Source organism: Leifsonia sp. NPDC056665 (assembly GCF_042791795.1).
In the GTDB taxonomy this organism is placed as follows: Bacteria; Actinomycetota; Actinomycetes; order Actinomycetales; family Microbacteriaceae; genus Leifsonia.
This window is the reverse complement of sequence record NZ_JBHTXK010000019.1, coordinates 65601-89034: the sequence shown is the minus strand read 5'-3', so window position 1 is coordinate 89034 and position 23434 is coordinate 65601. Positions and strand designations below refer to the sequence as shown.

The window sequence follows — 23434 nt, the reverse complement described above, 5'->3', positions numbered from 1 at the left end:
ACTCAACACTCGACCCCGACAGACCCTCAACTGGCAGAATCCAACCGAAAGACTCAACGAACTCCTCGTTGCATCCACCGACTGAAACCGCCGCTCGAGTACGCAGACAATTCGCGTACTCGGGGGTTGCTAGGGCATGAGGTCGGGGCGGACGCGGGCGGTGCGGGCGAGGGACTGCTCGCGGCGCCACGACTCGATGGCGCCGTGGTTGCCGGAGAGCAGGACGGGAGGGACCTCGTGGCCGCGCCACGCGGCGGGCTTCGTGTACGACGGGTACTCGAGGAGGCCGTCCTCGTGCGACTCCTGGACCAGGCTCTCGGGGTTGCCGACGACGCCCGGGATGAGCCGCCCGATCGCCTCGATCATCGCCATCGTGGCGACCTCGCCGCCGTTGAGCACGTAGTCGCCGATGCTCACCAGCCGCACCCGCGCCCGGGCGGCGTACTCGTCGAAGACGCGCTGGTCGATGCCCTCGTAGCGGCCGCAGCCGAACACGAGGTGGGACTCGGCGGCGAGCTCGCGGGCCATCGCCTGGGTGAACACCTCACCGGCCGGCGACGGGAACAGCAGCACGGGGTCGTCGGAGCCGTCCAGCACGGCGTCCAGCGCCTCCCCCCACGGCTCCGGCTTCATCACCATGCCGGCGCCGCCGCCGTACGGCGTGTCGTCGACGGTGCGGTGCCGGTCGTGGGTGTGGTCGCGCAGGTCGTGGACGCCGAGCGCGATGATGCCCGCCTGCCGCGCCTTGCCGAGCAGCGAGATGTCGAGCACATCGAAGAAGGTCGGGAAGATCGTGACGATGTCGATGCGCATGGGGGAATTCTATTCGGGGACGACCGCGAGCTCCCGGTCGCGCGGGACCAGCGGGGCCGCCACCGCCGGGCAGAGGGCGACGGCGGCGAACGCCAGCGGGAAGCCGACCCAGCCGATCAGCGCGCCCACGGCGGGGCCGACGACCGACGCCGCCAGGAACTGGCCGGTGTTCTGCGCGCCGAGCGCCCTGCCGGACCAGAACGGCCCGGCGATCTCGGCGACCGACGTGTAGGCGAGGCCGTTGTCGGCGACCGTGACGATGGCCGCGACGATCAGGATCACCGCGGCGGCCACCGAGCCGAGGGCGGAGGCCGCGCCCATCAGCAGCATGACCGCGACCGCAGCGACGGACACCCAGCGCAGCGGCACCAGATGGCTGCCGACCCGGTCGCTCAGCACGCCGACGCCGATCCGGCCGAGCGCGCCGGCGAACTGGCTGACCGCGATGACCACGCCGGCGGCGAGCGAGGTGAAGTGCAGCTCGGTGACGAGCCAGACCAGCCCGAACGTGGACACGGTGAACTGCGGGACGACCAGCAGCATCGACACGAGGTGGATGCGCCAGAGCAGGGAGGTCTCCCGGTACGGACTCCAGGTGGCCTGCGGGTGCGTGTCCTCCCCCTCCGCGGCGCGGCGTGGCGGCCGGGGCGGGTCGACGATCCCGATCGCGCACAGCACGGCCGAGACGCCGCAGAGCACCGCGGGCACCGTGAGCGCAGCGGCGATCCCGCCGGAGGCCGCCAGCAGCGGGACGCTGATCGCGGCGATCGCGACTCCGAGCGGCTGGCACATCTGCCGGATGCCCATCGCGAGCCCCCGCCGCTCCTTGGCGAACCAGCCGATGACGACACGGCCGCTCGCCGCGTTGGGGCTCGCGGCCGCCATCCCGCCCACCAGGAACAGCGCGCCGAGCGCGATGTACGACGAGACGAACATGGCGGCGACCGCGGCGGCCGCGGTGACGGCCAGCCCGGACGCGATGACCCAGCGCTCCCCGATCCGGTCGCTCAGCGCGCCCCACGCGATCAGCGCGAGCACCAGCCCGAAGGTGGGCGTGGACGCGAGCAGACCGGCCTGCGCGAGGCTCAGCCCGCGCTCGGTGTGCAGCAGCGGGATGAGGAAGGCCGGGGTCGAGACGAAGACCGTCGAACTGGCCTGACCGATGACGCCGAGGGCGAGCATGAGCCACGGTCGCGGGGTTCTGGTCGCCTGCCCGGTCTCTTCTCGTGTTTCTCGGCTCATGCGGTATACCCTAGCGGTATACCGGCTTGGTATACCAGCAAAGGAGCCCGATGCCCGAGCAGCCTCACGTGTACGAGCGCTTGCGCTCCGCGATCCTCGATCTGGACCGCGTACCCGGCTCGCGCATCACCGAGCGCGGGCTCGAAGCCGAGCTGGGAGCCTCGCGCACTCCGCTGCGTGCGGCGCTCATGCGCCTGGAGGCGGAGGGGCTGGTCCGCCGCGAGGGGCGCGGCTGGGAGGTCTCCCCCATCGACCTCGGCGAGATCGCCCGGCTCAGCGAGCTGCGCGATGCTCTGGAGACCGCCGCCGTGCGGCTGAGCGCCGTCCGGGCCTCGGACGACGACGTGCGCGCGCTGCACCACGACCTCGGCGCCTACGACCCCGACCGGAGCGACGAGGACGCGGTCGGCGCGGGCGCGGGCTTCCACGTGCGGCTCGCCGCCCTCAGCGGCAACCACTTCTTCGCCGACTCGGTGTCCTCCGCGATGACCCGGCTGGCCCGCACCCGCTGGCTGGAGGTGCGCACGGCCGACGCGCGGCGCACCGCATGGGAGGAGCACTGCACGATCGTGGACCAGCTCGCTGCGCGGGACGCGGACGCGGCGGCGGACAGCATCCACCGGCACATCGTGGGGACGCACGAGCGCCTCCTCGCGGCGCTGGACGCGGACACGCGGCTGCTGAGGGCGCGCGGGCTCGCGATCGTGGGACCGCGCTAGGAGTCCTCGGGCTCAGGGGTCTCCTGGACCGCCGGAGCGTCCGGCTCGTCGTCGTCGGGCAGTTCCTCGAAGAGGCCGGGCGGCGGGGTCAGCGTGACGGTGCCCGCGGCGATGTCGACCTCGGGCACGATCGCCTTCACGAACGGCACCAGGACCTCGCCGTCGGCCGTGCGGACGACCAGCAGGTCCTGTGCGGGAAGGTGGTCGACCCGTGCGACGGTGCCGACCTCCACGCCGTCGCGGCGCGCGCTCAGCCCGACGAGCTGGTGGTCGTACCAGGCGTCGTCCTCCTGAGGGAGCTGCGTGGCGTCCTGGCTCACCCAGAGGATGGCCTTCACCAGCGTCTCGGCCTCGGTGCGGTCGTCCACGCCGGCGAAGAAGCCGACCGCGTGACCGTTGTACCAGCGCAGCTCGATGAGCTCGAGGGTCTTGCCGTGCCACTTGGAGGCCGTGGGCACCTGGAGCGTGAAGACGGCGCCCGGAACGAAGCGGTGCTCCGGCTCGTCCGTGAACAGCTCGAGCTTCAGAGCACCCTTCAGACCGTGCGCCTTGGTCAGCCGGCCGACGCGCAGCTCGGTCTCACCCGGTCGCGGTGCGACCTCCTTGCGGGGCAGCTTGTGGTCCGCCACCTCAATCGTCGACGACGTCGACGCGGACGCGGCGGCCGTCGGCCAGCGCGGCCACGAGCGTGCGGAGGGACTTGGCGGTACGGCCGGAACGGCCGATGACCCGCCCGAGGTCCTCGGGGTTCACTCGAACCTCGAGGACCTCGCCACGCGGCGAACTCTTGGCCACGACGTGCACGTCGTCCGGGTGGTCGACGATGCCCTTGACCAGGTGCGTGAGAGCGGGAGCGAGCAAGGTGTTACGCCTTCTCGCCGTCGGCCTCGGCCGTGATCTCTTCAGCCTCGGCGACGACCTCGGCCTCAGCGGCCTCCTCGGCCTCGACCTCGGCCTCGACGACGGCCTCCGCCTTCTTGGCGGTGTCGTCCTTCTTGGGCTTCAGGACCGGCTTCTTCTTCTCGTCGGCGACGAACGCCTCCTTGGTCTCGGCCGTCTTGACGGTCGAGACGGCGTTCTTGTCGCCCTTGAACTTGCCCCAGTCACCGGTGAGCTTGAGCAGCACGAGCACCTGCTCGGACGGCTGAGCGCCGACGCCGAGCCAGTACTGGGCGCGCTCGGAGTCGACCTCGATGCGCGAGGGCTCCTCGGTCGGGTGGTACAGACCGATCTCCTCGATGACGCGACCGTCGCGCTTGGTGCGCGAGTCGGCGACGACGATGCGGTAGTACGGAGCGCGGATCTTGCCCAGGCGCTTCAGACGGATTTTGACAGCCACAATTCTCCTGTGTTGACGTCCGGAACCCGCAGGGTTCCGGTGGATTCGTTGTCGAACTGACTGCCGTGGGCGTGGGGGCACACGCGGCAGGAGGTCTATTGTTCGTCCGCCGTACCGGATAGAGGGTCGGGCACGGTGAACTCAACTAGATATTCTGTCAGAAAAGCGCGCCCAATGAACAATCGGACGGACGGGGTCACAGCGATGCAGATCCAATTCGCAGAGTCGGAGCGCTCCACCGTGGGGATCGAGTGGGAGCTGGCGCTGGTCGACGGCGCCACCGGCGACCTGGTGCAGATCGCCGACGATGTGCTGCGCGAGCTCGGCACGCCGGACGGCCAGGAGCACCCGCAGATCACCCACGAACTGCTCCTGAACACCATCGAGCTGGTCAGCCGGGTGCACCACAGCGTCCCGGCCGCCATCATCGACCTGCAGGAGCTGGTCGCGCTGACCCGGGAGGTCACCGACCCGCTCGGCGTGGAGCTGATGTGCGCGGGCACGCATCCTTTCGCCCAGTGGTACGACCAGAAGATCACGCCGAACGAGCGCTACGACCGGCTGCTGGACCGCACGCAGTGGTGGGGCAGGCAGATGATGATCTGGGGCATCCACGTGCACGTCGGCATCGACGACCGCGACAAGGCGCTGCCGATCGTCAACGGTCTGCTCACCTACTACCCGCACCTCCAGGCGCTCAGCGCGTCGAGCCCGTTCTGGGCGGGCGCCCGCACCGGGTACGCCTCGAACCGCGCACTCATGTTCCAGCAGCTCCCCACCGCGGGGCTGCCGTGGCAGTTCGGCACCTGGGCGAACTACGAGGAGTACGTGCAGGACCTCGTGACCACCGGGGTGGTGGAGGACCACAGCGAGGTGCGCTGGGACATCCGACCGTCACCGCGCTGGGGCACCGTCGAGATGCGCGCGTGCGACGGGCTCTCGACCGCGGACGAGGTCGGGGCGGTCGGCGCGCTCATCCACTGCCTGACCGACCGGATGTCCGGCGACCTGGACGAGGGCGTCGAGCCGGTCACGCTGCAGCCGTGGTTCGTGCGCGAGAACAAGTGGCGCGCGGCACGCTACGGGCTGGACGCCGAGATCATCGTCGCTCCGGACGGCACGGAGCGCCTGGTGCGCGAGCAGCTCCTCCAGCTCGTCGACGAGCTCGGCGACACCGCGGAACGGCTGGGCTGCTCCGCCGAGCTCGCGACGGTCGCCGACGTGCTCGCCACCGGCGCCAGCTACCAGCGCCAGCTCGCCGTCGCGGAGGCCAACGGCGGCAGCCTGCAAGCCGTGGTCAGCTCGCTCACGCACGAGCTCCGCAGCGGGCTGGACCGCACGCCGCGAGACACCCCTCACCCCGGCACAGGCGGCTCATAGCCGTGCATAGTCCATCCATAGGCTCCTCCCCTAGGCTCGGAGACATGTTCCGCCACCGGCCTCTCGCCTCCGTCGCCACGGCGCTCGCAGCGCTGCTGCTCGGCACGGTCGCCCTGAGCGGATGCGCGTCCGCCTCCTCGCAGCTCGCCGTCGGCGCCACCGTCCCGGCCGGCAAGCACCCGGTGGTCGCGATCGTCGGAGACTCCATCGAGTCGGGGATGGGACTGGAGCCGTTCGAGGCCTGGCCCGCGCTCGTCGCGGTCGACCGGCGCTGGGGCCTGGAGAACTTCAGCGAACCCGGGGCCGGCTTCGTCGCCGTCGGCGCCACCAACGCCGACTTCAACGGCCAGATCGACCAGGCCATCGCCGCGAAGGCGAACGTGGTGCTGATCGGCGCCTCCGACAACGACCTCGGCCAGGACAACGCCTCCGTCGCCAAGGCGATGGCGGCCGCAGTCGAGCGGCTGAGCGACGCCCTGCCGAAAGCCCACCTGATCGGGTACAACGCTCTCACCGGGGAGGCCAGCGACAGCGACCTCGCTCCGCTGAACGCCGCACTGAAGCAGGCCGTGACCGCGGCGGGCGGCAAGTGGATCGACCTCGGCCAGCCGTACCGCGGCCAGGTCGGCCTCGTCCAGGACGACGGCGAGCATCCCACGCTCGAAGGCCAGCAGGCGATCGCTTCGGTCGTCCTGTCGAAGCTCGACGGGATCGTCTGACGCACAGTCCGACACGCCCGGGCGGGATGCACAGCGATCTGTCAGTCTGCGCGGTCTAGCCTCACACCGTGCCCACCCGTCCCCGCCTGATCGCCGTCGTCGCGCTCGCGCTCGCCGCCGCCGCTCTCGCCGGCTGCTCGTCGGTCGTCACCGCGCGCCCGGTCGCCGCCGACGGCACGGCTGTCGCGGCCCCCGCGGAGCACTCGAAGCCGCAGGTCGTCGCCATCGGGGACTCCATCGCGTTCGGCAAGGGCGTGCGCCCTGATCAGGCCTGGCCTGCGCTCGTGGCGGCGCAGCACGGCTGGACCCTCACCGACCTCGCGGTCTCGGGCTCCGGGTTCGTCAAGCCGGGCTGGAACGGCGACACGTACCGCGAGCAGGTCGCCACCGCGCTCGGCCTGCACCCCGACTACATCCTGATCGCGGCCACCCGGAACGACCGCACGCAGGACGCCGCTCTCCTGGCCTCCTCGGCGGACGAACTGCTGGGTGAACTGCGCGACACGTTCCCGCGGGCGCGCATCATCGGCATCACCACGGTCTGGGGGGCGGACACGCCGCCGCCGACCGTGGCGACCGTCGACGGGATCGTCGAGAAGGCCGTGACCGGCGTCGGCGGGACATTCCTCGACATCGGCTACCCGCTGGCGGGACACCCCGAGCTGGTGCAGGCGGACGGCATCCACCCGAACGCGGCGGGCGAGCGCGCCGTCGCGAAGGTCATCGAGGACCGGCTCGCGCCGCTCGGCGTGACCTCCTAGCGACTGCGGGCCTCACCGCCCTGGCGTCAGCGCCCTGGCCTCAACGCCCTATGAACTTCTGCAGGGCGGCCAGCTCCTCCTCGCTCGGGCCTCCGGCCTTCGCCTTGTTGCCGGAGCCGAGTCCGAAGCCGGTGCCCCCGGGCGTGCCAGCCGCCGGCTTGACGCCGGACGCGAGCGCGGCGTTCTCCGCGGCGCGCTTGGCCGGGTTGCCCGAGCGGGAGCCCTTCTTCTTGGGCTGCTGCTTGCCGCGGCCCGCATAGCCGGCTCCGGGGATCGGGCCCATGCCCGGGACGTTCGGAACGCCGCCCTTGGCGACGGTCTTCATCATCTTGGCGGCCTGCTCGAAGCGATTGACGAGCTGGTTCACCTCGGTGACCGTCGTGCCGGAGCCCTTGGCGATGCGCAGCCGGCGGGAGCCGTTGAGCAGCTTGGGGGTGGTGCGCTCCGCCGTCGTCATCGACTGGATGATGGCCTCGGTGCGCACGATCTCGCGCTCGTCGAAGTTGTCGAGCTGCTGCTTCATCTGCCCGGCGCCAGGCAGCATGCCCATCATCTTCTTGATGGAGCCCATGTTGCGCAGCTGCTGCATCTGCTTGAGGAAGTCGTCGAGCGTGAAGCTGTCCGTCGCGAACTTCTCGGCGACCTTGCGCGCCTCGTCCTCGTCGAAGGCCTCCTGGGCCTGCTCGATGAGGGTGAGGATGTCGCCGAGGTCGAGGATGCGCGACGCCATGCGGTCGGGGTGGAACGGCTCGAAGTCGTCCAGTCCCTCACCGGTGGAGGCGAAGATGATCGGGCGGCCCGTGATCGATGCCACCGAGAGGGCGGCACCACCGCGCGCGTCGCCGTCGAGCTTGGAGAGCACGACGCCGGTGAAGTCGACGCCGTCTTGGAACGCCTTGGCCGTGGCCACGGCGTCCTGACCGATCATCGCGTCGATCACGAACAGCACTTCGTCCGGGTCCGTGGCCTTGCGGATGTCGGCGGCCTGCTTCATCAGCTCGGCGTCGACGCCGAGGCGTCCTGCGGTGTCGATGACGACGGTGTCGTACTGCTTGGTCTCGGCGAACTTCATGGCGTCCTTGGCCACCTTCACCGGGTTGCCGACGCCGTTGCCGGGCTCCGGCGCGTAGACCGGGACGCCGGCCTGCTCGCCGACGATCTGGAGCTGGGTGACGGCGTTGGGCCGCTGGAGGTCGGCGGCGACGAGGAGCGGCGTGTGGCCGTCCTTGACCAGCCACTTGCCGAGCTTGCCCGCGAGCGTGGTCTTGCCCGCGCCCTGGAGGCCGGCGAGCATGATCACCGTCGGCGGCTTCTTGGCGAACTGGAGGCGGCGCTGCTGGCCGCCGAGGATGGCCACGAGTTCCTCGTTGACGATCTGGACGACCTGCTGAGCCGGGTTCAGCGCCTTGTTGACCTCGTCGGACAGCGCGCGCTCGCGCACCTTGCCGGTGAACTCCTTGACGACGTCGAGCGCCACGTCCGCGTCGAGCAGCGCGCGGCGGATCTCGCGCACGGTGCCGTCCACATCGGAGGGGGTGAGCTTGCCCTTGGTGCGCAGGTTCTTGAAGGTGTCCGTCAAACGGTCGGACAGCGAGCCGAAAGTAGCCATGATCGTAGAAGTCTACCGGGCGAGACTGGCCGGTCGCCGAGCCTGCACCGTGCGCGCCGGCCCAGAGTGGAAGCCCTGCGCGTCAGCCCTGGGTGTCGACCGCGACCACGTCGCCGCGCACGTCGAACGAGACCGTGAGGAGCGCGTCAGTCTCGTCCGGGCTGATCGAGTAGTCGAAGGTCGCGAAGACCTCGTCCTCGCCTGCCTGGTCGGCCTGCACCCTCACGGCAAGGAGCTGGAGCGAGCGCAGCACGTCGATCGCGATGTCGCCCGAGTTGTGGACCAGGAGGTCGAGCAGCGACTCCCCCAGCTTGTCGACATGCTCGTCGATGTAGTTCGTCGTCGCCGACTGCTGGGAGCTCAGCTCGGCCACCAGCGCGTCCCTCGCCCGGTTGTCGAAGCCCTCCATCGCCTGGATGAGCGCCGCCGCGGAGTCGAGGGCGAACTCCCCCACCGCGCGCTCGTCGTCGGCGCGCAGCTCGACCTCCACCGCCTGGTCGGCGAGGTCGACCGTGTCGTTCCAGGCGAGGCCGCCGGAGGCCGTCTCGTCGATGACGCCGAAGTAGTCGTGCTCGATGGCCATGAGGTCCCTATCCGACGAGCTGCTGCGCGAAGACGTGCGGGGTGAAGCCGGTCAGGTCGTTGATGCCCTCGCCCTGGCCGATGAGCTTGATCGGGAGGCCGGTGCGCTCCTGCACGGCGAGCACGAAGCCGCCCTTCGCCGAGCCGTCGAGCTTGGTGAGCACGAGGCCGGTCACACCGGCGTGCTCCAGGAACGCCTCGGCCTGCGCCAGGCCGTTCTGGCCGGTGGTCGCGTCGAGCACCAGGAGCACCTCCGCGATGGGCGCCTGCTTCTCGACCACGCGCTTGATCTTGGACAGCTCGTCCATCAGGCCGCCCTTGGTCTGCAGCCGGCCCGCGGTGTCGATGATGACGATCTCGGTGCCGTCGCGCTTGGCCTTCTCGACCGTCTGGAACGCCACGGACGCCGGGTCCTGGCCCTGCTGCTGCGGGCGGACGATCTCCGCGCCGGCGCGCTCCGCCCAGGTGGCGAGCTGCTCGACCGCGGCGGCGCGGAAGGTGTCCGCCGCTCCGACGACGACCGTGCGGTCGTAGGTGCGCAGGAACTTGGCGAACTTGCCGATGGTCGTGGTCTTGCCGACGCCGTTCACGCCGACGACCAGGACGATCGCGGGCCGCTCGCTGAGCTTGAGGGTGGTGTCGAGCTTGGAGAGGCGCTCCTCCATCGTCTCGCGCAGCATGCGCTGGAGGTCGGCCGGGTCGGTGGTGTGGTAGCGCTCGACCTTGGCGCGCAGATCGTCGACGACGGCCTCGGTGACATCGGGACCGAAGTCGGCGGTGATGAGCGCGGCCTCCAGATCGTCCCAGGTGGTGTCGTCGATGGTCTTCCTGGCGAACATCCCGCGGAGGGCGCCCGACAAGGACCAGGGGGTGCGGTCTGCCATGCACTCAGACTAGTTGGTACGGTGGCGCCATGTTCTCCCTGGTGGCGGTGTCGGCGGAGCTGGCCGAGCAGCTCGTCGCGATCGACGAGGACGGGGAGGACGCCGTTCATCAGGCCCGCATCCGGGTGCGTCGGCTCCGCAGCGTCCTGCGGGTCTACCGGGCCGCGTTCGAGTCGCATGCCGCTCTCGGCATGCGACTGCGGCTGGAGGCGCTGGGCGACCGGCTCGGCGCTGTGCGCGACCTGGAGGTCAAGGCGACGACGCTGGAGGACCTCCTGGAGGCCGGAGACGAGCCGGAGGTGGTCGACGCCGTCTCGGCGGAGGCTGCGGAGACCCGCGCCGCCCACGGGGAGGCGCTGGCGTCGCTGCTCCGCTTCCTCCACGGCCCGAAGGTCCGTGCGCTGCTGGCCGACCTCCAGATGTTCGCTGCTGAGCCGCCGCTCTCGGCGAAGGGGCGGAAGGACCCCGCCCGCGTCACCGAGCGCGGGCTGGCGAAGTCGGTGGCGAAGGTGCACCTGCCGCGCGGCGACAGCCTGGAGGAACGGCACGCCACCCGGAAGGCCGCGCGGAAGGTCCGGTACGCGGCGGAGGCCGTCGCGGACGAGCTCGGCCGCACGGCCGTCCGCCTCGCCGCAGCGGCGAAGGCCGTACAAGACGCCCTCGGCGACAACCGCGACGACCTCCTGCTGGCGCACGAGCTGCGGGAGCAGGGCTACGTCGGCCTCGCCATGCGCTGCGAGCGGCGCGCGGCTGACGCCCTCGACGGGATCGACGGCAAGCTCGCCGCGATCGCGATCGCGTTCGAGGGCGCTGACGCCTAGGCCGACGCCTTCTCCTGCGCGACGCGCTGGCCGACGACCGCCGAGACGCCGTCCTGGCGCATCGAGACGCCATAGAGGGCGTCGGCGATCTCCATCGTGCGCTTCTGGTGCGTGATCACGATGAGCTGGCTGTTCTCGCGCAGGTCCTCGAAGATCGTCAGGAGGCGGCCCAGGTTGGCGTCGTCGAGCGCGGCCTCCACCTCGTCCATGATGTAGAACGGGCTGGGGCGGGCCTTGAAGATCGCGATGAGCAGCGCCACCGCGGCCAGCGACCGCTCGCCGCCGGAGAGCAGCGAGAGCCGCTCGATCTTCTTGCCGGCCGGCTTGACCGACACCTCGATGCCGGTGGTGAGGAGGTCGTCCGGGTTCGTCAGCGAGATGTGCCCGGAGCCGCCGGGGAACAGGATCGGGAAGACGCGCTCGAACGCGGCCTCGGTGTCCGCGAAGGCCGACTCGAAGATGGTCTGCATCTTCTCGTCGATCTCCTCGATGATCGTCACGAGGTCCTTGCGGGTGTTGGTGAGGTCGGTGAGCTGCTCGGTGAGGAACTTGTGCCGCTGCTCCAGGGCCGCGAACTCCTCCAGCGCGAGCGGGTTGACCCGGCCGAGCTGGCCGAGCTTGCGCTCGGCGGAGGCCAGGCGCTTCTGCTGCTGCTCGCGGACGTAGGGGGTGCCTGGGCGCTCCTCGGGCTCCTCGCCGGTTTCCTCTGCTGGCGTCTCGTCATCCTCGCGGGTGTCCGGCGGCACGGGCACGTCCGGCCCGTACTCGGCCACCAGCACGTCCTCCACGAGGCCGAGCTCGCTGCCCGCCCGCTCAAGCAGGCTCGACAGGTGCAGCTTCTTCTCGTAGATCTGCAGCTCCAGGCCGTGCACCGACTCGGTGATGCCGTGCAGGCGCTCCCGCAGGGCGGCCTCCTCGCGGCGCACGGTCGCGAGCTCCTCGTTCTGGCTCGCGCGCTGCGCCTCGGCGGCGGCGAGCTCCAGGCGAGCCTGCGACACCGAGCGGTCGGCGGAGGCGAGCACCGCGGGCAGGACGTCCACGACGCCTTGCGCCGCGTCGAGCTGCCGGCGGCGGATGACGGCACGGCGGGCGGCCTCCTCGGCAGCGGCGCGCTCGGCTTCGAGCTGCCGGGCGAGGGCCTCACCCCTGGCCTGCTCCGCACGGACGCGCTCCTTCGCGGTCTCGACCGCCAGGCGCGCCTCCACCTCCGCCTCGCGCGCGGCGTCGAGCTCGACGGAGAGGGCGTCGCGGGCCGAGACGTCGAGGATCGGCCGCGGCCGCGCCCGGGCGACCTCCAGCTCCGATTTCGCCGACGCGGCGGTGGACTCGGCCTCGGCGACGCGCTCGGCGGCCTGCTCCAGTGCGCGGCTCAGCCGGTCGGACTCCGCCACGGAGGCCTCGAACTGCACCTTGACCCGGTTGAGCCCCTCGGTCTGGGCGGCGAGCCGGCTGTCGAACTCGCGCAGCGCGGTCAGCGCGGTCTGGGACTGCTCCTTGGCGACCTGGAGGACACCGCGCTGCTCGGCCAGCGCGAACCGAGCGCGGTCGATCAGGGAGGTGACCTCGCCCAGCCGGTCCTCCGCGGCGTCGCGGTCGGCGATCAGCTCGATGCGGCTCTGTTTCGACCCGGAGCCGCCGCGCAGGACGAAGTCCGTCAGGACCTCTCCGGTGCGGGTGATCAGGGTGACGGGGCCGCCGAGCTTCCGCGCGCGGAACGCGTCGGACGCGGCGCGCGCGGCGTCCACGTCCTCCGCGATGGCGGTGAACGCGAGCAGGCCGAGCACACCGCTCGGCGCCTCCACGACCGAGCGCGCGGGGACGACCCCGGCGACGCCGGACAGGTCGACGTCTGGCACTGCGGCGTCGGCGACCACGACCTCCACCCGGCCGAGGTCGTCCGCGGAGGCGTGGGCGACCGCGTCGAACGCGCTGTCCCTGCTCTCGGCGAGCACGGCGTCGGCCAGCGTGCCGAGCGCGGCGGCGATGGCGGCCTCGTTGCCGGGATGGACGCGGATGTGCTCGGCGACGAGGCCGCGGACGCCGGGGAGGCGCGCGGCGACGAGCGCCGCCGATCCGTCCTTCTGATCGAGGGCGAGCGACAGCGCGGAGGTGCGGGCCGCGAGGGCGTCGCGCTCGCGCTCCAGGGTGTGGAGGTCGTCGCGCAGCTTCTCGATGAGCCCCTCCGCCTCGAAGACGTCGGCCTGCGCGAGCTCATATGCTTCGTCCAGGGCGCCCTCGCCGAGGTCCGTGGTGGCGGCCTCGGCCTCCCGCGCGGCGAACTCGGCCTGCGCCTTCTCGCGGCGCTCGGTGGCGGCGTCGAGGGCGTTCTGCTGGCGGAGGACCTCGCCGCGCACGGCCGCGAGGCGCTGGGCGGCGGCCTCGGCCTGACCGTTCAGCTTGCTGATCTCCAGGTCGTGCTTGGAGACGAGCGCGCTCTGCGCCGCTATCTCGTCGTCCACCGAGTCCAGCCGGCCGCGCGCGGCACGGGTCGCGGACTGCGCCGCCTGCCAGTCCGCCTCGGCCTCCACGACGGCGGCACGCAGCCGCTCGACCTCGTCGGCGGCGTCCTGCACCATCTGCGGGCTGATGCGCGGACCGTCGTCGGTCGCCTCGGCCTGACTGCCGAGCAGCGCGACCCGCTGGGTCGCGAGCGAGTAGAGACTGCGCAGGCGGTCCTGCGCCTGCTCCAGCGCGAAGGCGGTGCTCCGCGCGACGTCGACGGCGTCGCCGATCTGGGCCTGCTCCAGGCGGGTGCGGCGGAGCTGCTTCTGCTCGAGCTGCTCCTGCAGGACGATCTGCTCGCTGTGGCGCGAAGCCTCCGTGCGGGTGTGGTCGTCGAGCGAGCGGCGCAGCCCGACCACGTCGTCGGCCAGCAGGCGCGCACGGGCATCGCGGACGATCGCGGCGATGGACTGCGCCTCGCGCGCGATCTCGGCCTGGTGGCCGAGCGGCTTGAGCTGACGGCGCACCTCGCCGGCGAGATCGCTGAGCCGGGTCAGGTTGGTCTGCATCGCGTCCAGCTTGCGGAGGGTCTTCTCCTTGCGGCGGCGGTGCTTGAGGATGCCCGCGGCCTCCTCGATGAAGCCGCGGCGCTCCTCCGGGGTGGCGCGCAGCACGGCGTCGAGCTGGCCCTGGCCGACGATGACGTGCATCTCGCGGCCGAGGCCGGAGTCGCTGAGCAGCTCCTGCACGTCGAGGAGGCGGCAGGACTGGCCGTTGATGGCGTACTCGCTGCCGCCGTTGCGGAACAGCGTGCGCGAGATGGTGACCTCGGTGTACTCGATCGGCAGGGCGCCGTCGGTGTTGTCGATCGTGAGCTGCACCTCGGCCCGGCCGAGCGGGCCGCGGGTGGAGGTCCCGGCGAAGATGACGTCCTCCATCTTGCCGCCGCGAAGCGTCTTGGCGCCCTGCTCGCCCATCACCCAGGCGAGCGCGTCGACCACGTTCGACTTGCCGGAGCCGTTCGGCCCGACGACGCAGGTGACGCCCGGCTCGAAGGCGAAAGTCGTCGCCGTTGCGAACGACTTGAAGCCCTTGAGCGTCAGACTCTTCAAATACACGCTGTGAATCTACCCGAGGTCGCGCGTGCTCCCCTGCAGCCGAGGGGCACGTCGTTGTCACATTCCGGGCGGAAAAGCGACAACGACGTGCCCCTCGACAGTGGTGGCAGCTGCCCGGCGTCAGCCGACGCCTAGGTAGGCTTCTTTGATGGCGGGGTCGGCGAGCAGCTCGCGGCCGGTGCCGGAGCGTGTGATGCTGCCGGTCTCCAGGACGAAGGCGCGATTCGCGCGGGCCAGCGCCTGGTTGGCGTTCTGCTCCACGAGCAGGACGGTGGTGCCCTGCTTGTTGATCTCCGTGATGATCGAGAAGATCTGCCGGATGAACTGCGGGGCCAGCCCCATCGAGGGCTCGTCCAGCAGCAGCAGCCGCGGGCTCGACATCAGCGCGCGCCCGATGGCGAGCATCTGCTGCTCACCGCCGGACATCGTGCCGCCGGCCTGCGACTTGCGCTCGGCGAGCCGCGGGAACAGCGAGAACACCCGGTCGAAGTCCGGGCCCATGTTGGACCTGTCCTTGCGGCCGAACGCACCCATGTCGAGGTTCTCCATCACCGTCATCCCCGGGAAGATCCCGCGGCCCTCCGGAGCCTGCGAGATGCCGCGGACCACCCGGATGTGCGCCTTCATCTTGGTGATGTCCTGGCCGTCGAACAGGATGGAGCCCTTCGACGGGTTCAGGATGCCCGAGATCGTCTTCATCGTGGTCGACTTGCCCGCGCCGTTCGCGCCGATGAGGCTGACGATCTCGCCCTCCTCCACGGAGAACGACATGTCGTGGATCGCCTCGATGCGCCCGTACGAGACGCTGATGTTCTTCAGTTCAAGCAACGTCATCTTCGGGCTCCCCGAGGTAGGCGGCGATCACGCGCGGGTCGTTCCGGATCTCCTGGGGCACGTCGTCGGCCAGCTTGCGGCCGAACTCCAGCACCACGATGCGATCCGTCACGCCCATGACCAGCTTCATGTCGTGTTCGATGAGGAGGACGGTGTACCCGTCGGCCCGGATGGTCCGGATGAGGTCCATCAGGTCCTCCTTCTCCGCGGGGTTGAAGCCGGCGGCCGGCTCGTCCAGGCAGAGCACCTTGGGGTCGGTGGCGAGGGCGCGCGCGATCTCCAGGCGGCGTTGCGACCCGTACGGCAGCGACCGGGAGAGGTCGCCCGCGTGCTCGGCGATGCCCACGAACTCGAGCAGGGCCATGCCGCGCTCGATCGAGGACTTCTCCTCCCGCGTGTGCCGCGGCAGCCGCAGCAGCGCGCCGGGCACCGACGTGCGGTGCCGGGCGTCGAGGCCGACGACCACGTTCTCCAGCGCCGTCATCTCGCCGAACAGGCGGATGTTCTGGAAGGTGCGCGCCAGGCCGAGCCGCGTGATCCTGTGCTGCTTCTGGCCTTTGATCGACTGGCCCTCCAGCAGCACGTCGCCGCTGGTCGGCTTGTAGACGCCGGTCATCGCGTTGAAGCACGTGGTCTTGCCCGCGCCGTTCGGCCCGATCAGGCCGAGGATCTCGCCGCGGCGGATGTCGAACGAGACGTCGTCGAGGGCGAGGAGGCCGCCGAACTTCACCGTGAGGTTGCGGACCTCCACGATGTTCTCGCCGACCTCGACCGCGATCTCCCGGTCGGGGGCCGCGGCCTCCGCGACGTCGAGGTCGATACCCGCCGCCTCCAGTTCGTCCTCGCTGGCGCCGAGGGCCGGCTCCTCCGGGTTCGCTGCGGACTCCGGGACAGCTGCGGTGTTCTCGTCGCTCATCGCGCGCCTCCCTTCGCGGACTGCGCCACTCTTCGATACGCGAGCCGCCCGTACGCCAGGAGCTTCTGCCGCGCCGGGAACAGGCCCTGCGAGCGGAAGATCATGATCAGGACGAGGGCGATGCCGAAGATCAGGTACTTGTAGTCGGCGATGGCGGTGAACCGCAGCGGGATGTACGCCACGATCGCGCCACCGATCATCGCGCCGACCTTGTTGCCCGCGCCGCCGAGCACGACGGCCGCGAGGAACAGGATCGACGTCTGGACGTCGAACTTCTGGTTGTTGACGAAGCCGACCTGCCCGGCGAACAGCGCTCCGGAGAGGCCGCCGACACCGGCGCCGATCGCGAACGCCCACACCTTGTACTTGAAGGTGGGCACGCCCATGATCTCGGCGGCGTCCTCGTCCTCGCGGATGGCGATCCACGCGCGGCCCACGCGGCTGCGCTCCAGGTTGCCGACCAGCAGCAGGATCACGATGATGATCGTCACCGTGAGCCAGTACCAGGGCACGCCGTCGGAGTTGGAGAAGATCGGGATGCCCTTGGCGGTCTCCCCCGGCGGGTGCCCGACGTTCTGGAAGCCGACCTGGCCCTTCATCGCCGGGATGATCGTGGCGAGGATGCGCACGATCTCACCGAAGCCGAGCGTGACGATCGCCAGGTAGTCGCCGCGGAGGCGGAGCGTCGGCACGCCGAGGATGACGCCGAAGGTCATCGTGACCGCCATCGCGACCGGCACGGTCCACAGGTACGGGATCTTGATGAACGGCGAGTCGGGGCTGGTGAGCATGGCCGCGGTGTACGACCCGACGGCGAAGAACGCGACGTAGCCGAGGTCGAGGAGGCCGGCGTAGCCGACCACCACGTTCAGGCCGACCGCGATCAGGCCGTAGGTGGCCATCGCGAAGCACGCGAGCGGCCAGTCGTTGCCCGGCTCGGTGGTGAGCGGGAAGAAGTTCAGGTACGGCAGTGCGTACGCCAGGGCCACCACGATGAGCAGCCACGCCCACTGCACGGCCCGCGGGAGGCCGTTCCAGTAGTCGCGCAGCGGCTGCAGCGGACCCTTCTTCCTGCCCGTGCGTCCGGCTTCGAGGGCGTCGTCCGCCTGCTCCGAACGGCCGTCTGGCAGGACCTTGGGGCCTTCCGTCGTGCTCATGCGCGGCTCCTTCCGAGCGAGGTGCCGAGGATGCCGGTCGGCTTGACCAGCAGCACCAGCACCAGCACGACGAACGCGACGACGTCGGTCCACTGCGAGTCGCCCAGCAGGATCTGGCCGTAGTTGCCGATCACGCCGAGCAGCAGGCCGCCGAGCAGCGCGCCGCGCACGTTGCCGATGCCGCCGAGGACGGCCGCCGCGAACGCCTTGACGCCGAGCACGAAGCCGCCGTTGTAGATCACGCCGGAGGGCACCAGCATCACGTAGAACAGTGCGGCGGCGCCGGCGAGGACACCGCCGGTGATGAAGGTGATCTGGATGATCCGCTCCTTGTTGACGCCCATCAGCGTGGCCGTGTCGGCGTCCTGCGCGACGGCGCGGATCCCGCGGCCCGTGCGCGTGCGCCGGATGAACCAGTCGGTGGCGATCATCAGGATCACGGACGCCACCACGATGATGATCTGCTGGCTGTTCACGATCGTCCCGAAGACGTTGAAGATCGGCGTCGGGATGAACATCGTCACCGCAGGCTCCGCGTTCGCGCCCCGGATCAGGAAGATCAGGTACTGGATCGTGAACGAGGCGCCGATCGCCGTGATGAGGAACACGAGGCGTGGCGCGTTCCGTTTTCGCAGCGGCCGGTAGGCGACGCGTTCGAGCACCCACGCGGTGAACGCGGACGCCGCCATGCCGACGAGGAGGGCGAGCAGGAGGTCGCCGATGATCGCGACCGGGCTCAGGTTGGGTGCGCTCGGGCCGAAGCCGAGCGAGGTCAGGGTGATGACGACGCCGTAGGCGCCGACGATGAACACCTCGGAGTGGGCGAAGTTGATCAGGTTGAGCACGCCGTAGACCAGCGTGTAGCCGACGGCGATCAGGCCGTAGATGGCGCCGAAGGTGAGGCCGTCGAAGGTGACGCTCCAGAAGTTCTGGATGAGGGCGCCGACATCGAAGTTGATCCAGGAGTTGTCGAGGACGGGATGGACGAGGAGGAGGGTTTCGAGCATTCGAGCTTCCAGGTTTCAGTGCCGGATCGTCGTTGGTCCGGCTCAGTTCTTACGAGCGTAAGTCGAAACAAAGGTGCCGCGGGCCACGGTGGCCCGCGGCACCTTCGCGTGTCGCGTTATCCGATGGTTCCGATCGGGACGATCTTGCCGCCCTCGACCTTGTACCCGTAGACGGTCGGCGCCTGGAGCTCACCGGTGGAGTCCCACTTGTAGTGCTTGCTCAGGCCGTCGGCGTCGTAGTTCTTCACCCAGTCGAGCAGCTTCGCACGGGTCGTGTTGCCCTTGTCGATGCCGGCGAGCAGGACGGTGGTGGCGTCGTAGCCCTCGATCGAGTACGTGCCGGGCTCGGCGCTCGCGAGCGACTTGTAGGCCGACTCGAACGACGGGATCAGCTCGCCCGGGATGCAGGGGCAGGTGAAGTACGCGTTGCTGGACGCGTTGCCGGCCAGCTTGATGAACTGGTCGTCCTTCACACCGTCGGGACCGACGAACGTGCCCGTGTAGCCCTTGTTGACCAGCTGCTGGTCGAACGGGGCGCCCTCGGCGTAGTAACCCGAGTAGTACACGGCGTCGGGCTTCGCGTTGAGGATCTTGGAGATCACCGCGGAGAAGTCCTTCTGGCCGGTCGTCACCTTGTCGGTGCCGATCAGCGCGCTGCCGAGCGCCTTGGAGGTCGTCGTGCCGAGGCCGATTCCGTAGTCGGAGTCGTCCTGCACCAGGTAGACCTTCTTGGCCTGCAGCTTGTCGGTCATGAACTTCGCCGCCGCCGGGCCCTGCACGGCGTCGTTGCCGAGGCCGCGGAAGAAGGTCTTCCAGCCGTTCTGGGTCAGCGCCGGGTTGGTCGCGGACGGGGTGATGTGCACCAGGCCCTGCTGCTCGAAGATGTTGCCGGTGGCCTTCGACTCACCCGAGAACGGCAGGCCGACGACGCCGATGATGTCGGACTCGTTGACCGCCTGGGTGACCGGGCCGGTCGCCTTGTTCGGGTCGCCCTCGGTGTCGAACTTCTTGAAGCCGACGACGCATCCCTTATTGGCACTGTTGTGCTGGTTGATGGCCAGCTGGATGCCGTTGAAGATGTTGATGCCGAGCTGGGCGTTCGGGCCGGTCTCGGCTCCGACGTACGCGATGGTGAGCCCTGACGGGCAGGTGGCCTTGCCGTCACCCGCGGGGAGGACCGCGTTCTTGGGGGTGGAAACCGAGGTGATTGCCGGGATGTTCACCTTCGAGTTGGAGCTGGTGGAGCCCCCTGTGGACGGCTGGTTGGCGCATCCCACGAGGAACAGTGCGACTGACGCTGCAACAGCCGCACCGATCGTGACTTTCTTTCCTAGCATCTTCTGCCTCTCGACGTGAATCCGTGTCGAACGCTGCGTGATTGCCTCGTCGCACCACGAATATGTGTGCTGAGACTACATGCGATGCAAGCATTTGCACCCGCCATTCGGGCCCAGATTTACACGATCGAAACCAAACCGTTCGGCGCTCTTCACAGCGATCCGAAGCCGGGTTAGTGTGGGCGGTTGGCCGCATATCCGAATCGACGACAGCAGGAGGCAGCGGTGCGCATCGAGCGGCTCTCGCCTCCCCCGGCACTCGGCACTCCGGAGTCGCTGCTGTTCGAGGAGCTCGTCGGCGTCCTGAACGGGATCAGCGTCGCCCTCTGGAGGGCCGACGACTTCGTGGAGACGGCCGAGGAGGCCCTCGCCGCGTTCCGCGCGCAGGAGTACCAGGAGAAGATCCTGCTCGTCGCGATCGAGGACGGCGTGGTGGTCGGGCGCGTCCAGGCCGACTTCCCGCTCGACCGGGCGGCCGAGACGATGAGCCTCCTGGTCGACGTGGCACCGGCGGCGCGCGGCCGCGGCATCGGCTCGGCGCTGCTCGCGGCAGGCGAGGAGCTGGCGGCGGACGGCGGACGCCGTGTCGTCAGCGCGTACACCGAGCACCCGGCGAGCACCCTCGCCGACAGCGTGTCGGTCATCCGCGCCCGCTCCGGCACCGCCGGGCTGCCCGCTGAGTCGCGCGACGTCCGCTTTGCCCTGCGGCACGGCTACCGGTTGGGCCAGGTGGAGCGCTCGAGCGAGCTCCTGCTCCCGTTACCACGCGCCAGGGAGGCCGGCCTCGCGAGCACGGCGGCCTCCGCCACCGGCTACCGCGCGGTGTCCTGGCTGGGACACGCGCCCGACGATCTGCTCGAACCGTTCGCCGCGCTGAAGGCGCGCATGTCGACGGACATCCCGCAGAGCGGCATCGCGGTCGACCGGGAGGAGTGGACGGGCGCGCGCGTGCGCGCCCAGGAGCGCGAGCTGGCCGAACGCGGCGAGCCGCTCCTGGTCACGGCGGCGGAGCACATCGACACGGGCGAGCTGGCCGCGTACACCGAGATCGCGGTCCCAGCCGACGGCGACAAGGCCGAGCAGTACGACACGCTGGTCGCCATCCCCCACCGCGGCCACCGCCTCGGCACCCTGGTGAAGCTCCAGAACATCCACGAGCTGGCGCACCACGCACCGCACATCCACCGGCTGCTGACGTGGAACGCCGACGAGAACGCGCCGATGCTGGCGATCAATCGGGCGTTCGGTTTCCAGCTCCACGCCCTCACCGGCCACTGGCAGAAGACGGTGGGGTAGCGCGGGCGCTACAGATGCCCGTTTCTCGACTTCTTCGCTGCGATGAAGGCGTCGAAGTCGAATGCCACCGGCTCGCCGCTCTCATCAGCGGCCATCAGCGCGGCCCGGAGCGCGGACATCCGCGCCTCCCGGTGCTCCGGCAGTCGTAACCGGGTCCGCGGTTCACGAAACACCCTTCCGGTCATGCGACCTGGATGCGCTGGTCACCCATGACATATTCAATGGCGAGCGCGCCGCCGACGGCCTCCAGGTAGCTGCGGATAGTGCCGACCTTCGCACTTTCGAGGTCGCCGTGTTCGATCTTTGAGACTTGCCGCTGACCGACGCCGATGCGCGCAGCCAGTTGAACCTGAGTCAGCCCAGCCTGCTCTCGCAGTTCACGCAGACGATATGCGCGGACCTCCGCACGCATGCGTTCTTTGTGCGCCTCGACACGGTCCCGGTCTACGGGGTGCTCCGCGACGAAATCCTTCAGGGACATAGCCATCTCGGTCACTCTCCTCTTGTCGCCAGCGATCAGCATGATCGCCGATCGATCCGGGTCGAACGCGAACAGCACACGCAACTCGGAGCGTCCCGCTGAGCCTGGCCTGAGCTCCTTCATGTTCTTGTGCCGGGACGCGGTCACGGTGTCCACGATGGGTCTCCCCAACTGAGGACCACGATCCTCCAGCAACTCGATCGCAGCAATCACCTGCTCACGAGACTCCTGATCCAGCGAAGCGAGCCATCCAGCGATCAACTCGATATCAACGCTCCACATTTCGACAGTTTAGACCCCACAAGGTCTATGGAACAAACCCACGACGTGCACGAGTGGACGTCTCACCGCAGCCGCTGGCAGTGCGGGCACAAATGCGACGACCGGTTCATGAACCGCTCCCGCACGACGGGGGTTCCGCACCGCGGGCACGGCTTCCCCTCCTGCCCGTACGCGTTGAGGCTGTGCGCGAAGTACCCCGAGTTCCCGTTCACGTTCACGTACTGGGCGTCGAAGCTCGTCCCGCCTTCAGCCAGCGCCTTCTCCAGCACGTGGCGCACCTCGGCCAGCAGCGTGCGCGCCTTCGCGCGGCTCAGCGACGACGCCGGCTGCTCGTAGTGGATGCGGGCGGCCCAGAGCGCTTCGTCGGCGTAGATGTTGCCGATGCCGCTGATCACCGTCTGGTCGAGGAGGACGCGCTTGATTCCGCTGTTCTTGCGGGCGAGGGCGGCGAAGAACCGCGCGTCGTCGAAGGCCGGGTCGAGCGGGTCGCGGGCGATGTGGGAGACCTGGGTCGGGATGAGCGGCTCGGCCGTTCCCAGGCCCGCGGCGGCGCCGTCCGCGGTCGGGACCAGCGTGTCCACGGCCATCGAGCCGAAGATGCGCTGGTCCACGAAGTTCACCCACAGCTCGCGGTGGTCGGAGGGGAGCGTCGCGGCGGTCTCGATGTGCAGGCGGATGCGGAGCAGGCCGGCCTCGTCCCAGCCGGGCTCGCGCAGCAGGATCTGGCCGCTCATGCCGAGGTGCGCGACGATGGCGCGGCGCGTGGCGCCCTGCAACGGGATCCAGAGGAACTTGCCACGGCGGGCGGGCTCCTCCATCACGCGACCGGTCAGCAGCGTCTCGAAGGCGCCGGCGACCGGGTCGTGGCGTTTCAGCGAGCGCGGCTCGAAGACCTCGACGCCGAGGATGGTCGCACCCGTGACCGCCGGCGCCAGCCCGGCGCGGACGACCTCAACCTCGGGGAGCTCGGGCACGGCGGCGGTTCAGCTCGGTCCAGGCGCTGAGCGCGGCGGCCATCTCGGCCTGCTTCTTGCTCGTCCCCTCCCCCGTCGCGGTGACGAGGTCGCCGACCGACACGGTGGCGTGGAAGGTCTTGGAGTGGTCGGGGCCCGTGTTCGTCACGGTGTAGACCGGGAGGCCGGCGCCGCGGTGGGCGGCCGCCTCCTGGAGGCTCGTCTTGGGGTCCATCGCCGCCCCGAACCGGTCGGGGTCGGCCAGCAGCGGGTCGACCAGGCGCAGCACGAGCGCGGTCGCCTCCTCGCCGCCGGCGTCGAGGTAGGCGGCGCCGATCAGCGCCTCCACGGTGTCGGCGAGGATGGACGCCTTCTCGCGGCCGCCGCTCTGGTTCTCGCCGCGGCCGAGGCGCAGGTACTGGCCGAGTTCGATGCTGCGCGCGACCTCCGCGAGGGCAACGGAGCTGACCAGGCTGGCCCGGCGCTTCGCGAGCTCGCCCTCGTCGAGGTGCGGGTTCTCCCGGAACAGCTTGACGGTGACGGCCTGCCCGAGGATCGAGTCGCCGAGGAACTCCAGGCGCTCGTTGTTGGGGATGCCGCCGTTCTCGTAGGCGAACGAGCGGTGGGTCAGCGCAAGCACGAGAAGCGGGGGGGGGGTGTGGACCCCCCGCGTAGAGGGGTGGGGGGCAAGGGGAGTGGTATAGCCCCCCACCGGCTGGGTGGCCCCCAAAGAGGTTGAGGG

The 23434-nt window shown here is 70.0% G+C and carries 24 protein-coding genes; 6 read left to right on the top strand and 18 right to left on the bottom strand.

Annotated elements, in window-relative coordinates; all coding sequences use genetic code 11:
* Window positions 1-129: 129 nt before the first annotated feature.
* A complete protein-coding gene (trmD, locus tag ACFQ9V_RS16425) occupies window positions 130-813 on the bottom strand; it encodes a tRNA (guanosine(37)-N1)-methyltransferase TrmD (protein WP_382460187.1) in 684 nt (227 codons plus the stop codon).
* 9 nt (window positions 814-822) lie between these two features.
* Window positions 823-2055: an MFS transporter gene (locus ACFQ9V_RS16420; RefSeq protein ID WP_382460186.1), complete on the bottom strand. Its 1233-nt coding sequence runs from the start codon at window positions 2053-2055 to the stop codon at window positions 823-825.
* A 50-nt stretch (window positions 2056-2105) separates the two neighbouring features.
* Between ACFQ9V_RS16420 and ACFQ9V_RS16415 the strand changes: the two genes are divergently transcribed.
* On the top strand, window positions 2106-2774 hold the full coding sequence (locus ACFQ9V_RS16415; RefSeq protein ID WP_382460185.1) for a GntR family transcriptional regulator: 669 nt from the start codon (window positions 2106-2108) through the stop codon (window positions 2772-2774).
* Here the strand turns inward: ACFQ9V_RS16415 and rimM are convergent.
* From rimM to rpsP, 3 genes are read right to left on the bottom strand one after another with little or no spacing between them, the layout of a single operon-like run.
* Window positions 2771-3403, bottom strand: coding sequence for a ribosome maturation factor RimM (rimM, locus tag ACFQ9V_RS16410; RefSeq protein WP_382460184.1), 633 nt, complete (start codon window positions 3401-3403; stop codon window positions 2771-2773). The two genes, ACFQ9V_RS16415 and rimM, sit on opposite strands and share 4 nt — an antisense overlap.
* 1 nt (window position 3404) lies before the next feature.
* Window positions 3405-3635: an RNA-binding protein gene (locus tag ACFQ9V_RS16405; protein WP_382460183.1), complete on the bottom strand. Its 231-nt coding sequence runs from the start codon at window positions 3633-3635 to the stop codon at window positions 3405-3407.
* Window positions 3636-3639: 4 nt separating this feature from the next.
* Complete coding sequence (gene rpsP, locus ACFQ9V_RS16400; protein WP_370057234.1) at window positions 3640-4113, bottom strand: 30S ribosomal protein S16; 474 nt, start codon at window positions 4111-4113, stop codon at window positions 3640-3642.
* Window positions 4114-4317: 204 nt separating this feature from the next.
* Between rpsP and ACFQ9V_RS16395 the strand changes: the two genes are divergently transcribed.
* From ACFQ9V_RS16395 to ACFQ9V_RS16385, 3 genes are all read left to right on the top strand, one after another.
* On the top strand, window positions 4318-5493 hold the full coding sequence (locus ACFQ9V_RS16395) for a glutamate--cysteine ligase (RefSeq protein WP_382460182.1): 1176 nt from the start codon (window positions 4318-4320) through the stop codon (window positions 5491-5493).
* Window positions 5494-5537: 44 nt separating this feature from the next.
* A complete protein-coding gene (locus ACFQ9V_RS16390; protein WP_382460181.1) occupies window positions 5538-6212 on the top strand; it encodes an SGNH/GDSL hydrolase family protein in 675 nt (224 codons plus the stop codon).
* 68 nt (window positions 6213-6280) lie between these two features.
* A complete protein-coding gene (locus tag ACFQ9V_RS16385; RefSeq protein ID WP_382460180.1) occupies window positions 6281-6973 on the top strand; it encodes an SGNH/GDSL hydrolase family protein in 693 nt (230 codons plus the stop codon).
* 40 nt (window positions 6974-7013) lie between these two features.
* Here the strand turns inward: ACFQ9V_RS16385 and ffh are convergent, their stop codons facing one another.
* The 3 genes from ffh to ftsY form a co-directional block, all read right to left on the bottom strand.
* A complete protein-coding gene (gene ffh, locus ACFQ9V_RS16380; protein ID WP_382460179.1) occupies window positions 7014-8582 on the bottom strand; it encodes a signal recognition particle protein in 1569 nt (522 codons plus the stop codon).
* A gap of 82 nt (window positions 8583-8664) precedes the next feature.
* Window positions 8665-9165 (bottom strand): DUF2004 domain-containing protein, encoded by a 501-nt coding sequence (locus ACFQ9V_RS16375; RefSeq protein WP_382460178.1) that lies wholly within the window; start codon window positions 9163-9165, stop codon window positions 8665-8667.
* Window positions 9166-9172: 7 nt separating this feature from the next.
* A complete protein-coding gene (gene ftsY / locus ACFQ9V_RS16370) occupies window positions 9173-10048 on the bottom strand; it encodes a signal recognition particle-docking protein FtsY (protein ID WP_382460177.1) in 876 nt (291 codons plus the stop codon).
* A gap of 29 nt (window positions 10049-10077) precedes the next feature.
* On the opposite strand from ftsY, the gene ACFQ9V_RS16365 reads away from it, so the two are divergent.
* Entirely contained in the window at window positions 10078-10869 is a 792-nt protein-coding gene (locus tag ACFQ9V_RS16365) for a CHAD domain-containing protein (RefSeq protein WP_382460176.1), read from the top strand.
* Here the strand turns inward: ACFQ9V_RS16365 and smc are convergent.
* The 6 genes from smc to ACFQ9V_RS16335 all read right to left on the bottom strand — a co-directional run bounded on the left by smc (window position 10866) and on the right by ACFQ9V_RS16335 (window position 19566).
* On the bottom strand, window positions 10866-14429 hold the full coding sequence (gene smc / locus ACFQ9V_RS16360; protein ID WP_382460175.1) for a chromosome segregation protein SMC: 3564 nt from the start codon (window positions 14427-14429) through the stop codon (window positions 10866-10868). The genes ACFQ9V_RS16365 and smc overlap by 4 nt on opposite strands.
* Window positions 14430-14549: 120 nt before the next feature.
* Entirely contained in the window at window positions 14550-15257 is a 708-nt protein-coding gene (locus ACFQ9V_RS16355) for an ABC transporter ATP-binding protein (RefSeq protein ID WP_382460190.1), read from the bottom strand.
* Entirely contained in the window at window positions 15250-16179 is a 930-nt protein-coding gene (locus ACFQ9V_RS16350) for an ABC transporter ATP-binding protein (RefSeq protein ID WP_382460174.1), read from the bottom strand. Before ACFQ9V_RS16350 ends, ACFQ9V_RS16355 begins: the two co-directional genes overlap by 8 nt.
* Complete coding sequence (locus ACFQ9V_RS16345; RefSeq protein ID WP_382460173.1) at window positions 16176-17336, bottom strand: branched-chain amino acid ABC transporter permease; 1161 nt, start codon at window positions 17334-17336, stop codon at window positions 16176-16178. Before ACFQ9V_RS16345 ends, ACFQ9V_RS16350 begins: the two co-directional genes overlap by 4 nt.
* The gene (locus ACFQ9V_RS16340; protein WP_382460172.1) at window positions 17333-18343 is read right to left on the bottom strand and encodes a branched-chain amino acid ABC transporter permease; all 1011 of its coding nucleotides are present in this window, start codon (window positions 18341-18343) and stop codon (window positions 17333-17335) included. Before ACFQ9V_RS16340 ends, ACFQ9V_RS16345 begins: the two co-directional genes overlap by 4 nt.
* 116 nt (window positions 18344-18459) lie before the next feature.
* Entirely contained in the window at window positions 18460-19566 is a 1107-nt protein-coding gene (locus ACFQ9V_RS16335) for a branched-chain amino acid ABC transporter substrate-binding protein (RefSeq protein WP_382460171.1), read from the bottom strand.
* A 339-nt stretch (window positions 19567-19905) separates the two neighbouring features.
* Here ACFQ9V_RS16335 and ACFQ9V_RS16330 point away from each other — a divergent pair, with 339 nt between their 5' ends.
* Window positions 19906-20976: a GNAT family N-acetyltransferase gene (locus ACFQ9V_RS16330; RefSeq protein ID WP_382460170.1), complete on the top strand. Its 1071-nt coding sequence runs from the start codon at window positions 19906-19908 to the stop codon at window positions 20974-20976.
* A gap of 8 nt (window positions 20977-20984) precedes the next feature.
* On the opposite strand, the gene ACFQ9V_RS16325 is transcribed toward ACFQ9V_RS16330, so the two are convergent.
* The 4 genes from ACFQ9V_RS16325 to rnc all read right to left on the bottom strand — a co-directional run bounded on the left by ACFQ9V_RS16325 (window position 20985) and on the right by rnc (window position 23404).
* Window positions 20985-21161, bottom strand: a complete 177-nt coding sequence (locus ACFQ9V_RS16325; protein ID WP_382460169.1) for a type II toxin-antitoxin system ParD family antitoxin — start codon at window positions 21159-21161, stop codon at window positions 20985-20987.
* A complete protein-coding gene (locus ACFQ9V_RS16320; protein WP_382460168.1) occupies window positions 21158-21739 on the bottom strand; it encodes a type II toxin-antitoxin system RelE/ParE family toxin in 582 nt (193 codons plus the stop codon). The genes ACFQ9V_RS16325 and ACFQ9V_RS16320 overlap by 4 nt, the downstream gene beginning before the upstream one ends.
* A gap of 62 nt (window positions 21740-21801) precedes the next feature.
* A complete protein-coding gene (mutM, locus tag ACFQ9V_RS16315) occupies window positions 21802-22713 on the bottom strand; it encodes a bifunctional DNA-formamidopyrimidine glycosylase/DNA-(apurinic or apyrimidinic site) lyase (RefSeq protein ID WP_382460167.1) in 912 nt (303 codons plus the stop codon).
* Window positions 22691-23404: a ribonuclease III gene (gene rnc / locus ACFQ9V_RS16310; RefSeq protein WP_382460189.1), complete on the bottom strand. Its 714-nt coding sequence runs from the start codon at window positions 23402-23404 to the stop codon at window positions 22691-22693. Before rnc ends, mutM begins: the two co-directional genes overlap by 23 nt.
* Between the last annotated feature and the right edge of the window lie 30 nt (window positions 23405-23434).